Here is a 14,321-nt window from a genome sequence, read left to right as displayed (position 1 = left end):
ACAAAGGCCAGGGAAACGGGGAGTTGGTCACATCACACGCGCGTCAGGGACAACGGACGACCTGTCCGGCGTACGACAGGTTCCCGCCGAACCCGAACAGCAGCACCGGGTCCCCGGTGGAGATCCTCCCCTGCTCCACCAGCTTGGACAGGGCCAGCGGGATGCTCGCCGCCGAGGTGTTCCCGGACTCGGCGACATCCCGGGCGACCACGGCGTTGACCGCGCCGAGCTTCTCGGCGAGGGGCTCGATGATGCGCAGGTTGGCCTGGTGCAGGACGACGCCGGCGAGGTCCTCCGGCGCGAGGCCGGCCCGCTCGCAGGCCCGGCGGGCGATGGCCGGCAGCTGCGTCGTCGCCCAGCGGTAGACGCTCTGCCCCTCCTGCGCGAACCGTGCGGGCTGGCCCTCGATACGCACCGCGTGCCCCATCTCGGGCACCGAGCCCCACAGCACCGGCCCGACGCCGGCCTGCTCGGACGCCTCGACGACGGCCGCGCCGGCCCCGTCCCCGACCAGCACACAGGTCGTGCGGTCGCTCCAGTCGGTCACGTCGGACATCTTGTCGGCGCCGATCACCAGCGCCCGGACCGCGGCCCCCGCCCGCACGGCGTGGTCGGCGGTGGCCAGGGCGTGGGTGAAGCCGGCGCAGACGACGTTGACGTCCATCGCCGCGGGCGACGGGATGCCGAGCCGGGCGGCGACCCGCGCGGCCATGTTCGGGGAGCGGTCGATGGCGGTGGAGGTGGCGACCAGGACCAGGTCGATGTCGCCGGGCGCGAGGCCCGCCGTCGCGAGCGCCTTGGCGGCGGCGTGGGCGGCGAGCTCGTCGACCGGCTCGTCGGGCCCGGCGATGTGTCGCGTGCGGATGCCGACCCGGGACGTGATCCACTCGTCACTGGTGTCGACCATGCCCGCCAGCTCCTCGTTGGTGAGCACCCTGGCGGGCTGGTAGTGCCCGACTGCGGCGATGCGCGAGCCGTTCATCGTTGGTGATCCCCTCGAACTTCGGGTAGCGGGATTCACCAGTCTGATCAGTGACTCACCGGTACGACGGCACGTGATGCCACAGGAAACGGGCGCCCGCGTTGTCAGCTTCCCTCAGACCCTCGGACGCCCGAACAACTCCCGAACAGCTACCCGGTGAACAGCTGCGTCGCCTTCTGCACGAGTTCGTAGAGCCCGTACGCGAGCGGCGCCCCCACCCATACCCAGGCGAAGGCGATGAGCCCCCGGCGGTCAGGCGGACTCTGACTGCTGTCGCTGGACATCCACGGCCTCCTTCTCCTTCTGTGCCGGGACGGGGATGTGATGGCGCGGGTCGACGGGCCGCACGAGTTCATTGGCGACGAACCCGACGGCCAGCAGCCCGATCATGATGAACAGGGACATCGTGTACAGGGACGAGCCGTCCTTGCCCGCCTCCTCCTGCCGGTCGGCGATCCAGTTCACGATCAGCGGCCCGAGGACGCCGGCCGTGGACCAGGCGGTGAGCAGCCGCCCGTGGATGGCGCCGACCTGGTAGGTGCCGAAGAGGTCCTTCAGATAGGCGGGGATCGTCGCGAATCCGCCGCCGTAGAAGGAGAGGATCACGAGTGCGCACAGAATGAACAGCGGCTTCGAGGAGTCGCCGGCCACCGCGATCAGGCCGTACATCAGCGCGCCCGCGCCCAGGTACAGCCGGTAGATGTTCTTGCGCCCGATCAGGTCGGAGGTCGACGACCAGCCGATCCGGCCGGCCATGTTGGCGGCGGACAGCAGGGCGACGAAGCCGGCCGCGGCCGAGACCGACACCGGTGTGGAGGTGTTCGCGAAGAAGTCCGTGATCATCGGCGCGGCCTTCTCCAGGATGCCGATGCCCGCGGTCACGTTCATGCAGAGCACGATCCACAGACACCAGAACTGCGGTGTGCGCACGGCGCTGCGGGCGGACACCTGCGGCCCGTCGAAGGCGCTGGGCCCGTCGCCGACCGGCTTCTCGGTGCGCGGCACCCGCACCAGCAGCACGCCCAGCAGCATGAAGACGGAGTACGACAGCCCGTGCACCAGGAACGCCAGCGCGATCCCGGAGCTGTCGCTGCCGAAGGACTCCAGCATCTGGGCCGACCACGGCGAGGCGATGAGTGCGCCGCCGCCGAAGCCCATGATCGCGATGCCGGTGGCCATGCCGGGCCGGTCGGGGAACCACTTGATCAGGGTGGAGACCGGCGAGATGTAGCCGATGCCCAGGCCGATGCCGCCGACGAAGCCGTAGCCGAAGACGATCAGCCAGTACTGCTCGGTGGCCGCGCCGAGGGCGCTCAGCAGGAAGCCGGACGAGAAGCAGATCAGGGCGACGGTCATGGCCCAGCGCGGGCCGTTGCGCTCCACCAGCGTGCCGCCGAACGCGGCCGACAGCCCGAGCATGACGATGCCGAGCTGGAACGGGAGCGCACTCTGTGTGCCGCTGAGCCCGAGCGCGGATTCGAGCGGGGGCTTGAACACGCTCCAGGCGTAGGCCTGGCCGATGGACAGATGAACCGAGAGAGCGGCGGGCGGAACCAGCCAGCGGCTCCATCCCGGGGGCGCGAGCGGTGGACTCATGATCCCGAACGGTAGGGATGAGCAAGTCCGTTGAAAAGGCGGCACGTCGACTGTATGCGGTGAGCGGTATGCGGGGCGCGACGAACGGTCGAACGCCGTCCGGAAACCCGTGGCGAAGGGCGTGCGCGACCCCTTGCTGAGCCCCTATCCATACTGTAGACAATATTCCGTCGACAGGATTCGGCCGCTCTCCGGCCGGTCCGACAGCTTCCCAGTCACCTCCGCGGTACTCCCTCGACCGAACGGAGCGTTCCGAAGTGAAAGTTGCAGTCCTCGGCGCCGGTGCCATCGGCGCCTACGTCGGAGCCGCGCTGCATCGCGCGGGTGCCGACGTGCACCTGATCGCCCGTGGACCGCATCTCGCGGCCATGAGGCAGCACGGAGTGCGGGTGCTCAGTCCGCGCGGCGACTTCACCGCCCGCGCCCACGCCACCGACGACCCGGCCGAGATCGGCCCGGTCGACTACGTCTTCCTGGGTCTGAAGGCCAACTCGTACGCGGCGTGCGGGCCGCTGATCGAGCCTCTTCTGCACGACACCACGGCCGTCGTGGCAGCCCAGAACGGCATCCCCTGGTGGTACTTCCACCGCCATGGCGGCCCCCACGACGGCCACCGCGTCGAGAGCGTGGACCCGGACGGCACGGTCAGTGCGGTGCTCGCGCCCGAACGGGCCGTCGGCTGCGTGGTCTACGCCGCGACCGAACTCGAAGGCCCGGGTGTCGTACGGCACCTGGAAGGCACCCGGTTCTCCATCGGCGAGCCCGACCGCAGCGTGTCCAAGCGCTGTCTGGACCTCGGCGAGGCCATGATCGCCGGCGGCCTCAAGTGCCCGGTCGAACCCGACCTGCGCAACGACATCTGGCTCAAGCTGCTCGGCAACATCTCCTTCAACCCGATCAGCGCGCTGGCCCGGGCCACCATGCGGCAGATGTGTCTGCACGGCGGCACCCGCAAGGTCATCGAGATCATGATGACCGAGACGCTCTCGGTCGCCGAGGCCCTCGGCTGCGAGGTCGGCGTCTCCATCGAGCGCCGGCTCGCGGGCGCCGAGAAGGTCGGCGACCACCGCACCTCCACGCTCCAGGACCTGGAGCGGGGCAAGCCGCTCGAACTCGACGTACTCCTCGCGGCGGTCGTCGAGTTGGCGGAGATCACCGGCGTGGAGGTGCCCACCCTGCGCACCGTGCACGCCATCTCGGACCTGCTCGCGCTGAGGAGCGCCGCATGAGGAGCGCCGTATGAGGAAACGGGACCGTACTCCGAAGAACTACACCCGGCTCACCCACCCCCTCGTCCGGGACTCCCGCGACGAGCCCTTCCGGCCGGCGAGCTGGGAGGAGGCCCTCGACCGCGCGGCCGCCGGACTGGCCCGTAACCGGGACGCGTTCGGCATGTTCTCCTGCGCCCGGGCCACGAACGAGATGAACTACGTGGCGCAGAAGTTCGCCCGGGTCGTCATGGGCACCAACAACGTCGACTCCTGCAACCGCACCTGCCACGCGCCAAGCGTCGCGGGCCTGTCGGCGGCCTTCGGCTCGGGCGGCGGCACCTCCTCCTACGAGGAGATCGAGCACACCGACGTCATCGTGATGTGGGGTTCCAACGCCCGCTTCGCGCACCCGATCTTCTTCCAGCACGTGCTGAAGGGGATCAGGAACGGCGCCCGGATGTACGCGGTCGACCCGCGCCGCACCTCCACGGCCGAGTGGGCGGAGAGCTGGATGGGGCTCAACGTCGGCACCGACATCCCGATGGCGCACGCGATCGGCCGCGAGATCATCCACGCGGGCCTCGCGAACGAGGCGTTCATCGCGCGGGCGACCAGCGGCTTCGAGGAGTACAAGGCACTCGTCGAGCCGTGGACGCTGTCGCTGGCCGAGAAGGTGACGGGCGTACCGGCCGCCGCCATCAAGGAGTTGGCCCACGCCTACGCCCGCGCCGAGCGCGCCCAGCTGTGCTGGACCCTCGGTATCACCGAGCACCACAACGGCACCGACAACGTCCGCGCGCTGATCAACCTGTCCCTGCTGACCGGGCACGTCGGCCGCTACGGCAGCGGGCTCCAGCCCCTGCGCGGCCAGAACAACGTGCAGGGCGGCGGCGACATGGGGGCGATCCCCAACCGGCTGCCCGGCTTCCAGGACATCCTCGACCCCGACAGCCGGCTGAAGTTCGAGTCGGCCTGGGACACCGTGATCCAGCCCCACTACGGCCTCAACCTCACCGAGATGTTCGAGGCCATGGAGGAGGGCACGCTCAAGGCCGTCTACTGCATCGGCGAGAACCCGGCGCAGTCGGAGGCGGACAGCGAGCAGGCCGTACGGCGCATGCGGGAGCTGGACTTCCTCGTCGTCCAGGACATCTTCCTGACGAAGACGGCGGAGTTGGCGGACGTCATCCTCCCGGCCACCGCCGGCTGGGCCGAGACCGACGGCACAACGACCAACAGCGAGCGGCGAGTTCAGCGTGTGCGGCGTGCGGTCACCCCGCCCGGCGAGGCGCGCGAGGACATCGACATCATCTGCGAGCTCGCGGCCCGGCTCGGCCACGAGTGGAAGTACGCCGACGCCGAGGCGGTCTGGAACGAGCTCCGGTCGGTGTCGCCGGACCACTACGGGATGACGTACGCACGCCTGGAGGAGGAGCAGGGCATCCAGTGGCCCTGCCCGAGCACCGAGCAGGTCGAACCGACCTATCTGCACGGCCGGTTGTGGGAGACCGACCCGGCCAGGCGCGGCATGGCGGCGCCGTTCGGAATCGTCCAGCACGATCCGCCGGTCGACCTCACCGACGAGGAGTACCCGGTCCGGCTCACCACCGGGCGACGGCTCGACTCGTACAACACCGGGGTGCAGAGCGGGAGTTTCGCCTCCCCGCTGCGGCGCGGCGAGTACGTCGAGATCAGCCCGGAGGACGCCGAGCGGTACGGGGTCGTCGTCGGCGAGGAGGTCCAGGTGTCCTCGCGGCGCGGTTCGGTCGTCGCGCCGGTGTGGGTCGACCCCGCGCTGCGGCCCGGGCTCGCCTTCATGACCATGCACTTTCCCGACGAGGTGGACACCAACCAGCTGACGATCGAGGCGAACTGCCCGATCGCGGGGACGGCGGAGTTCAAGGCGTCGGCGATCCGGATCGAGAAGCTCCCCGTCGCGACCATCGTGAGGTGACGTCAAGTGGACCTGCACTTCGGTGACAGCAAACCGTCGGACGACGAACGGGTCGCCGTCGACGCCCTGTTGGGCCCGCCGGAGTCCTCCTGGGAGGGCGCCGCCCGCTCCGACGCCGACCTGCGGTGGGCACGGGGCGGGCGCGCGGCCCGGGACCGCCGCGACCTGCTGTTGCCGGGGCTGCACGCGATCAACGACCGGATCGGCTGGATCAGCGAGGGCGCCCTCGACTACCTGTGCCGGCGGCTGACGGTGCCGCCGTCGGAGGCGTACGGGGTCGCCACCTTCTACGCCATGTTCTCGGTCAAGCCCCGCCCCGCGACCGTGCTCCACGTCTGCACGGACCTGGCCTGCGCGGCGGCGGGCGCGGCCGACCTGTGCGCGGGCGTCGAGGCGAGCCTCGGCCCCGGCGTCCACGTCGAGCGCAGCCCGTGCCTCGGCCTGTGCGAACGGGCTCCGGCGGCGCTCGCGATCAAGGCCGGGGATCCGGTGCGTACGGCGGTCTCGGCGCCGGCGACCGTGCACGACGCCGTCCTCGCCGCGAGCGCGCCGGACTCGGCGCCCGAGGAGCCGGCGGCGGCGATGGCAGTGCCGCAGGCGGGGAGCGACGATCTGGTCCTGCTGCGGCGCATCGGGGTCGTCGACCCGACCTCGCTGGACGACTACCGCGCCCACGGCGGCTACGCCGCACTGCGCCGGGCCTTCGAGCTCGGTCCCGCCGGAGTCATCCGCGAGGTCGGCGACTCCGGCCTGGTCGGGCGTGGCGGCGCCGCCTTCCCCACCGGCCGCAAATGGCAGGCCACGGCGTCGCAGCCCGACCACCCCCACTACCTCGTCTGCAACGCCGACGAATCCGAGCCGGGCACCTTCAAGGACCGCGTCCTCATGGAGGGCGACCCGTACGCGCTGGTCGAGGCGATGACGATCGCGGCGTACGCGACCGGCGCCCACAAGGGCTACCTGTATCTGCGCGGCGAATATCCGCGCGCCCTGCAGCGCCTGGAGCACGCCATCGCGCAGGCACGCGCGCGTGGATTCCTCGGCGACGACGTCCTCGGCCAGGGCTACGCCTTCGACATCGAGATCCGGCGGGGCGCGGGGGCGTACATCTGCGGCGAGGAAACAGCGCTCTTCAACTCCATCGAGGGCTACCGGGGCGAACCGCGCTCGAAGCCGCCGTTCCCCGTGGAGAAGGGCCTGTTCGGCAAGCCGACGGTGGAGAACAACGTCGAGACGCTGGTCAACGTCCTGCCGATCCTGACCATGGGCGCACCGGCGTACGCGGCGATCGGCACGGCGAGGTCGACCGGGCCGAAGCTGTTCTGCGTGTCCGGGAGTGTCGAGCGGCCCGGCATCTACGAGCTGCCGTTCGGCGCGACGCTCGGCGAGCTGCTGGAGCTGGCCGGGGTCCGGGACGGGTTGCGGGCGGTGCTGCTGGGCGGCGCGGCCGGCGGCTTCGTACGGCCGGACGAGCTCGGCATCCCGCTCACGTTCGAAGGCACGCGGGAGGCGGGCACGACGCTCGGCTCGGGTGTCGTCATGGCCTTCGACGACACCGTCCCGCTGCCGCGGCTGCTGCTGCGGATCGCCGAGTTCTTCCGCGACGAGTCGTGCGGGCAGTGCGTGCCGTGCCGGGTCGGGACCGTACGTCAGGAGGAAGCGCTGCACCGGATCGTCGAGCGGACGGGTGCGGCGGCCGCCGATGACATCGCCCTGCTCAGAGAGGTCGGCCGCGCCATGCGGGACGCCTCGATCTGCGGTCTGGGGCAGACCGCGTGGAACGCCGTGGAATCCGCCATCGACCGACTGGGGGCGTACGAATGACCGTGACACCGCTGGGGATTCCGCGCCGTCTGCTGGAGTTCACGATCGACGGGGAGCCGGTGCGCACACCCGAGGGGTCGACGATCCTCGACGCCTGCCGGGCGGCCGGGAAGGACATCCCGACGCTGTGCGAGGGGGACACGCTGCGGCCGAAGAACGCCTGCCGCGTGTGTGTGGTGGAGGTCGAGGGGGCCAGGACCCTGGTCCCGGCCTGCTCGCGCAAGGCCGAGCCGGGCATGGAGGTCCGCACCGACACCGAGCGCGCCCGGCACAGCCGCAAGATCGTCCTTGAGCTGCTCGCCTCCTCGGTCGATTTGTCGACGACTCCGCGGGTCGCCGAGTGGATCAAGGAGTACGAGGCCAAGCCGGACCGCTTCGGCCCGGACGCGGCCCGGCTGAACGAGGAGCCGAAGGTCGACAACGACCTGTATGTGCGCGACTACGACAAGTGCATCCTCTGCTACAAGTGCGTGGACGCGTGCGGGGACCAGTGGCAGAACAGCTTCGCGATCTCGGTCGCCGGGCGGGGGTTCGACGCCCGGATCGCCGTGGAACACGACGCCCCGCTGACCGACTCGGCATGCGTGTACTGCGGCAACTGCATCGAGGTCTGCCCCACGGGCGCCCTGTCGTTCAAGTCGGAGTTCGACATGCGGGCGGCGGGTACGTGGGACGAGACGAAGCAGTCCGAGACGACGACCGTGTGCGCGTACTGCGGAGTGGGCTGCAACCTCACCCTGCACGTGCAGGACAATGAGATCGTGAAGGTCACCTCGCCGCACGACAACCCGGTGACCCACGGCAACCTCTGCATCAAGGGCCGTTTCGGCTACCAGCACGTACAGAACCGGGACTGAGGCACACATGGGACGAGTCACGGAACGACGCAAGGTCATCCGGATCCGGGACGGGGCGGTCTCCAGCCGCCCGGACACGCTCGTGGCCGAGGAACCGCTGGAGATCCGCCTCAACGGCAAGCCGCTCGCGATCACCATGCGCACCCCCGGCGACGACTTCGCGCTGGCGGCCGGTTTCCTGGTGAGCGAGGGCGTGCTGGCCGAGGGGTCCGACCTGCAGAACATCGTCTACTGCGCGGGTGCCACGGCGGACGGCTCGAACACGTACAACGTGGTGGACGTGCGGACCTCGCCAGGGGTGACCATCCCCGACATCACCCTCGAACGGAACGTGTACACGACGTCGTCCTGCGGGCTGTGCGGCAAGGCGTCGCTGGACGCCGTCCGTACGACGGCCCGCTGGCCGATAGCCGACACTCCCCCGGTCCGGGTCGAACCCGAACTGCTCGCGAGCCTCCCCGACCGGCTGCGCGCGGCCCAACGGGTCTTCGACCGGACCGGGGGCCTGCACGCGGCGGCCCTGTTCACCGAGGACGGCGAGCTGCTGGACATCCGGGAGGACGTGGGCCGGCACAACGCGGTCGACAAACTGGTCGGCCGCGCCCTGCAGAACGACGGCCTGCCGCTGTCCCGGACGATCCTGCTGGTCTCGGGCCGGGCCTCCTTCGAGCTGGCGCAGAAGGCGGTCATGGCGGGGATCCCGGTCCTGGCGGCGGTCTCGGCGCCGTCGTCGCTGGCCGTGGACCTGGCCGCGGAGACGGGCCTGACCCTGGTGGGCTTCCTGCGGGGCAGCTCCATGAACGTGTACGCGGGCGAGGACCGCATCGCCCTGCGGACCGCGGCCGCCCAGGGGTGACCGGGCTCCCCGCGGCACGGCGGCGGGACCCCGACGGCGGGGAGCGCCCCCTGCGCCGAGGGGTCCCGCCTCAGTCTCGGCCCTGCGCGGCTGCCACGAACTGCGCGATCAGCGGGGACCTGCGGCCGGCGTCCCAGGCGAGCAGCACCTCGTCGGGAGCGGCGTCGATGACGGGCACGTAGGTGATGTCCGGGCGCGAGTACTGCTCGGCGACCGAGACCGGTACGAGGGTGATGCCGGTGCCGGCGGCCACGCGCTCGAACTTCTCCTCGATGGTGCGGATCGGCACGTCGTCCGGCCGGGGATCGATGTAGCGCAGCCAGGTCTCGCCGTCCAGGTCGGCGCGCAGGAGTTCCTGCTTGCCGGCCAGCCGGTGCTCGGCGGGCAGCATCGCCACCCTGGCCTCGGTGTACAGGGGCAGCAGCTGAAGGCCCTGCTCGCGGATCGGGTGCCGTAGGTACGCGACGTCGACGGTCCCATCCAGGATCAGGCGCTCCTGGTCGTCCCTCCCCCACTCTCGGCTACGCTCGAGCGGGAGGTGCCCCCATCACCCGGCGGGCCATGACGTCGACGTCGGGGTGGGCGGCGCCGAAGGCGCGCACGGCGGGTGTGACGACGACGCCTGCGCGAAACCCCACGACGAACCGGCGCGGACCTTGCGCGGCGCCCCGCACCCTGCGCCGGGTCGCGTCGGCCGAGGTCAGCAACTGACGTGCGTCGTCGAGCAGTTGAGTGCCTGCCGCAGTCAACGTCACGCCATGGCTGTCCCGGACGAACAGCTCGGCGCCCAAGTCCTTCTCCAGCGCCCGGATCTGACGGCTCAGCACCGGCTGGGCGATGTGCAGCTGCTCGGCCGCCCGCCCGAAGTGCAGCAGTTCGGCCACCGCCACGAAGTAGCGCACTTTCCGCAGGTCGAGGTCCATGGCAGCCCCTTTTGTCGGTGATGCCTTCAGGGTATCGCCACCGCCGAAAGAGGTCTTGGACGCCGGGACGGGGGCGACCGCAGGCTGGACGGCACAAGGCAGTCACGAGTCGAGCAGTACGGAAGGGACACCCCATGAGCCTGCGAGGACAGCGGATCGTCGTCATCGGCGGTACGGCGGGTATCGGACTGGCGGTCGCGCAGGCCGCCGCGGGCGAGGGCGCGGAGGTCGTTGTCGCCTCGCGTCGGCAGGAGAGCGTGGACGCCGCGCTGAAGCGACTGCCCGAGGGCGCGGAGGGACACGTCCTGGACGCGACCGACGAGGAAGCGGTGCGGGCGTTCTTCGGAAAGGTCGGCGCCTTCGACCACCTGGTCTTCACGGCGGGTGAGTCGCTGCTGATGGAGAGCCTGGCCGAGTCGGACCTGGGCCGGGCCCGGCGCTTCCTGGACACGAGGCTGTGGGGCGCGTACACGGCCGTCAAGCACGGCGCCGGGTCGATCCGGCCGGGCGGCTCGGTGGTGCTCACGACCGGCACGGCCGCCCGGCGTCCGATGCCGGGCACGAGCGTCGCGGCGAGCCTGTGCGGGGCGATGGAGTCGCTGACCCGTGCCCTCGCCCTGGAGCTCGCCCCGGTCCGCGTCAACGTGGTCTCCCCTGGCGTGGTCCGCACCGAGCTGTGGCGGGAACTGCCGGAGGCGGAGCGCGAGGGCCTGTACACCTCGTCCGCCGCGTCGCTGCCCGTCGGCCGCGTCGGCGCGCCCGAGGATGTCGCCGAGGCCTATCTGTACCTGATGCGCGGCGGCTACAGCACCGGTTCGGTCGTGGTGGTGGACGGCGGCGGAACGCTGGTCTGAGGCTCAGCCGCGCGTACCGGAGATCCGGATCAACAGGTCCATGAACTGGTCGCGTTCGGCCGCCGAGAGCGGGGCGAGGAGCGCGTCGTTGGCCTCGCGGGCCGCCTTCTCGCAGCGCCCCAGCAGCGTGCGCCCTCGTCCGTGAGGGAGACCGCGTTCTTACGGCGGTCCCTGGGGTCCGGCTCGCGGACGACCAGGCCGGCGGACTGAAGGCCGTTGAGGATCCCCACCAGGTCCTTGGGGTCGAGCTGGACGCCGCGGCCGAGATCCGCCTGGGCGACGGGAGCCAGGTCGCGGACGGCGGAGAGCACCACGTGGTGCCACATCTTCATGCCCTGCGCCTCGAGTGCCTCGGTCACCAGCGCACGACCCCGGGCCGCCGCACGGCCGAGCAGCCGGCTGGGGAGGGAGCGGATCGCGGGGAGCGGAGCGTCGGGCATGCGCCCGTCCCGGAGCCGGGCCCCGGCGAGCTGCTCGTCCGCTGTGAGGCGATCGGCGTCACGCTTCCCGTCGTCCGCAAGGTCACCGAGGCCGCCGAGCCCGTTCCGCTGGGCGGCGAGATCGCGGGCGAGGTCGTGGCCGTGGGCGCCGGAGTCGGCCGTTTCCGCGTCGGCAAACCGGTGACCGGGCTGCGCTTCGGGCACGGATACGCCGACTACGCGCTGCTGGGCGAGGCCATGGCCTCGCCGATTCCCGACACGGCCACGGCCGTCGACGCCGTCGCCCTGGTGCGCAGCGGTCTCGTCGCGCTCGGCGCGCTGGAGGCCGCCCGGCCCGAGCGGGGAGAGGCCGCGCTGGTCACGGCTGCGGCGAGCGGGGTCGGGCATCTCGCCGTGCAGCTCGCACGGGCACGCGGCGCGGGGCGGGTCGTGGGCGCGGTGCCCGATCCGGCCAAGGCGGACTTCGTGCGCTCCGTCGGCGGCGACATTTTCCGACCCGCCCTCGCGGCGCTCACGCCGGGTGGGCGTCTCGTGGCATACAGTTCGGGCGGTGGGACGATTCGGGCATATGACCTTCTTGTCGGCGCCAAGGCCGTCATCGGGTTCCAGATGGCTCGGATCGCTCGCGGTGAGCCCGAGTTGTACGAGCGATGGCGGCGAGAGCTGTGGAGGCTGTTTGAAGTGGGGGCCGTCAAGCCTGTGGTGCATGGGGAGTTCGCGCTGGAAGATGCCTCTCAGGCGCATGCGGCGATCGAGTCGCGGGTCAACCGAGGGAAAGCAGTACTCCATCCGTGACATGACACGTGCACGGTTCTTGTGATGTATGCGATAGCCCAACTAACGTCTGTGATGCGCACTTTGGACGTGGGATGTCCGAATGTTCAGATGCCTGGACGCATGACCAGACGATGAAGGGCGGGCCGCACCATGCCGTCAAGAGTTCGCGCACGTCTTAGAGCTGCCCTCGTCGCGGCCGTCGCCCTCTCGGCGACGGCCGCGACGTTAGGTCCCGCAGAGTCCCAACCGGCGAAGACGGTCCCGTCGTTCGAGCAGCAGGTTCTGTTCAAGGCGTCCCAGGATCCCGGGTACGCCTGCTTCCGCATCCCCGCGATCGTGAAGAGCAAGGACGGCACGCTGCTGGCGTTCGCCGAGGGACGGGTGCTCAACTGCGGCGACGCCGCCGACATCGACCTCGTGCTCAAGCGGTCGACCGACGGCGGGCGCACCTGGGGACCGCTCCAGGTCGTCAACGAGGGCAACGGCAACACCCACGGAAACCCGGCGCCGATCGTGGACCGCGAGACCGGGCGCATCCTGCTGGCCGAGACGTACAACACGGGGCGCACCGACAGCGGCAGTTGCTCCGTGCCGTGTGACCGTACTCCCCATCTCCAGTACAGCGACGACGACGGCCGGACCTGGTCCCAGCCGCGCGATCTGAGCAGCCAAATACTGCCTGCGGACTGGAACTCCTGGTACGCCACCGGCCCCGTGCACGGCATCCAGCTCACCAAGGGCAAGCACGCCGGACGTCTGGTCTTCGGCGTCAACACCGAGACCTGGGACGGCAGTCGGGTCACCGACAACCACGCCGCGCTCATCATCAGCGACGACGGCGGCGAAAAGTGGCGGGTCGGCGCCACCGACTCCTGGCCCATCTCCGCCACCGACCGCACCTTCCGCCAGAAGCCGTCCGAGGTGACCCTCACCGAGCGCACCGACGGCAAGATCATCATCAGCGGCCGGGAACAGGACGGCACCGACCTCGGGCACCGCTCACAGACGTTCAGCAGCGACGGCGGCGAGACCTTCACCGGGCCGTTCGACGACCTTCCGGACCTCTACACGCCCCAAGTCCAGGGCGCCACAGTCCAGTTGGGCAACCGGATACTGCTGTCCGCCCCCGGCGACCCGGACCGCCGGCGGACCATGATGATCCGCAGCTCCTACGACGGCGGCGACACCTGGGACAGCGCGGACCGCGGCAAGGTCGTCACCACGGACTGGTCGGGGTACTCCGACATGGTGGACATCGACGCGTCCACGGTGGGCCTGATGTACGAGGGCGGTGCCGTCGACGCGCGGGACGAGATCCGCTTCGCCCGCTTCAACGAGGACTGGCTCGGCCCGCGCCGCGGACCCGACCCGACCACGGCCGACCTCGCCATCGGCGCACCCCGCGCGACCGTCCTGGGCGGCCCCGAGGTGACGGACGGCGTGCTCGGCAAGGGGGTGGAGTTCGACGGCCGCGACGATGCCATAAGGCTGCCGTACCGCTCCCAACTGCCGCTGGGCTCCGGCGAGTTCACCGTGTCGCTGTTCTTCCGCTACTCCGCGACGAGCGGCGAGCAGCCGTTCCTGTGGATGGGCGGGATCGGCAGCACCCAGCCGCAGGTCTGGCTGCGCGGCGAGCCCGACAACGACCGGGTGCGCGCCCTGATCACCACGCGTGAGGGGTTCGGGACCGTGCACACCTCGTCCGTGTGGGCCGGCGGTGCCGCCAACGACGGCCAGTGGCACCATCTCGCCCTGCGGCGCGGCGGCGGACGGCTGACGCTGTTCCTGGACGGCAGGTCGGTCAGCACCACGGACGTGCCCGGTTCGGTCAGCCGGAACTCGCCGTTCGGCGTGCACATCGGCCAGCGCATGGACAGCCGGGCCTTCCTCACCGGCACGCTCGACGACGTCCACGTGTGGAACCGGGCGCTGGGTGAGGAGGAGCTCACCGCCGCCGCGGCGCAGGCCGCATCCCGCAAGAAGGTGAACACTCTCGACACCGTCCTGTGGTTGCCCATGGACCACGTGGGCTGAGGCCACTAACGTC

General features: G+C 70.8%; 11 protein-coding genes and 2 pseudogenes. 8 read left to right on the top strand and 5 right to left on the bottom strand.

Going from position 1 to position 14,321, the window contains the following annotated elements:
- Positions 1 to 43 precede the first annotated feature (43 nt).
- The 3 genes from OG254_RS41310 to OG254_RS41300 all read right to left on the bottom strand — a co-directional run bounded on the left by OG254_RS41310 (position 44) and on the right by OG254_RS41300 (position 2,578).
- A complete protein-coding gene (locus OG254_RS41310; protein ID WP_351192651.1) occupies positions 44 to 982 on the bottom strand; it encodes a beta-ketoacyl-ACP synthase III in 939 nt (312 codons plus the stop codon).
- A gap of 149 nt (positions 983 to 1,131) precedes the next feature.
- Entirely contained in the window at positions 1,132 to 1,266 is a 135-nt protein-coding gene (locus tag OG254_RS41305; protein ID WP_261989325.1) for a hypothetical protein, read from the bottom strand.
- Positions 1,235 to 2,578, bottom strand: a complete 1,344-nt coding sequence (locus OG254_RS41300) for an OFA family MFS transporter (RefSeq protein ID WP_405592576.1) — start codon at positions 2,576 to 2,578, stop codon at positions 1,235 to 1,237. Before OG254_RS41300 ends, OG254_RS41305 begins: the two co-directional genes overlap by 32 nt.
- Before the next feature lie 257 nt (positions 2,579 to 2,835).
- Between OG254_RS41300 and OG254_RS41295 the strand changes: the two genes are divergently transcribed.
- The 5 genes from OG254_RS41295 to fdhD are packed head-to-tail and all read left to right on the top strand — an operon-like array spanning position 2,836 to position 9,280.
- A complete protein-coding gene (locus OG254_RS41295) occupies positions 2,836 to 3,807 on the top strand; it encodes a 2-dehydropantoate 2-reductase (RefSeq protein ID WP_147995974.1) in 972 nt (323 codons plus the stop codon).
- Positions 3,808 to 3,817: 10 nt separating this feature from the next.
- The gene (locus OG254_RS41290) at positions 3,818 to 5,743 is read left to right on the top strand and encodes a molybdopterin oxidoreductase family protein (protein WP_405592574.1); all 1,926 of its coding nucleotides are present in this window, start codon (positions 3,818 to 3,820) and stop codon (positions 5,741 to 5,743) included.
- A gap of 6 nt (positions 5,744 to 5,749) precedes the next feature.
- Complete coding sequence (locus OG254_RS41285) at positions 5,750 to 7,567, top strand: NADH-ubiquinone oxidoreductase-F iron-sulfur binding region domain-containing protein (protein WP_405592572.1); 1,818 nt, start codon at positions 5,750 to 5,752, stop codon at positions 7,565 to 7,567.
- Positions 7,564 to 8,424 (top strand): 2Fe-2S iron-sulfur cluster-binding protein, encoded by an 861-nt coding sequence (locus OG254_RS41280; protein WP_405592570.1) that lies wholly within the window; start codon positions 7,564 to 7,566, stop codon positions 8,422 to 8,424. The genes OG254_RS41285 and OG254_RS41280 overlap by 4 nt, the downstream gene beginning before the upstream one ends.
- A gap of 7 nt (positions 8,425 to 8,431) precedes the next feature.
- Positions 8,432 to 9,280 carry a formate dehydrogenase accessory sulfurtransferase FdhD gene (gene fdhD, locus OG254_RS41275; RefSeq protein ID WP_405592568.1) on the top strand — a complete coding sequence of 283 codons (849 nt, stop codon included), beginning with the start codon at positions 8,432 to 8,434 and terminating at the stop codon, positions 9,278 to 9,280.
- A 70-nt stretch (positions 9,281 to 9,350) separates the two neighbouring features.
- Here the strand turns inward: fdhD and OG254_RS41270 are convergent.
- A pseudogene (locus OG254_RS41270) lies at positions 9,351 to 10,203 on the bottom strand (LysR family transcriptional regulator).
- A gap of 134 nt (positions 10,204 to 10,337) precedes the next feature.
- On the opposite strand from OG254_RS41270, the gene OG254_RS41265 reads away from it, so the two are divergent.
- Positions 10,338 to 11,057, top strand: a complete 720-nt coding sequence (locus OG254_RS41265) for an SDR family oxidoreductase (protein WP_405592566.1) — start codon at positions 10,338 to 10,340, stop codon at positions 11,055 to 11,057.
- Positions 11,058 to 11,060: 3 nt separating this feature from the next.
- On the opposite strand, the pseudogene OG254_RS41260 reads toward OG254_RS41265, so the two are convergent.
- A pseudogene (locus OG254_RS41260) lies at positions 11,061 to 11,452 on the bottom strand (MarR family winged helix-turn-helix transcriptional regulator).
- Between OG254_RS41260 and OG254_RS41255 the strand changes: the two are divergent.
- Positions 11,375 to 12,292, top strand: a complete 918-nt coding sequence (locus OG254_RS41255; RefSeq protein ID WP_405592564.1) for a zinc-binding alcohol dehydrogenase family protein — start codon at positions 11,375 to 11,377, stop codon at positions 12,290 to 12,292. The pseudogene OG254_RS41260 and the gene OG254_RS41255 overlap by 78 nt on opposite strands.
- 132 nt (positions 12,293 to 12,424) lie before the next feature.
- Complete coding sequence (locus OG254_RS41250) at positions 12,425 to 14,308, top strand: exo-alpha-sialidase (RefSeq protein WP_405592562.1); 1,884 nt, start codon at positions 12,425 to 12,427, stop codon at positions 14,306 to 14,308.
- Positions 14,309 to 14,321 lie beyond the last annotated feature (13 nt).

Origin of the sequence: Streptomyces sp. NBC_01092, from assembly GCF_045039535.1 — a bacterium.
GTDB lineage: Bacteria > Actinomycetota > Actinomycetes > Streptomycetales > Streptomycetaceae > Streptomyces.
Note: the sequence above shows the minus strand (reverse complement) of the source record. Positions and strands in the feature narration are given on the sequence as shown.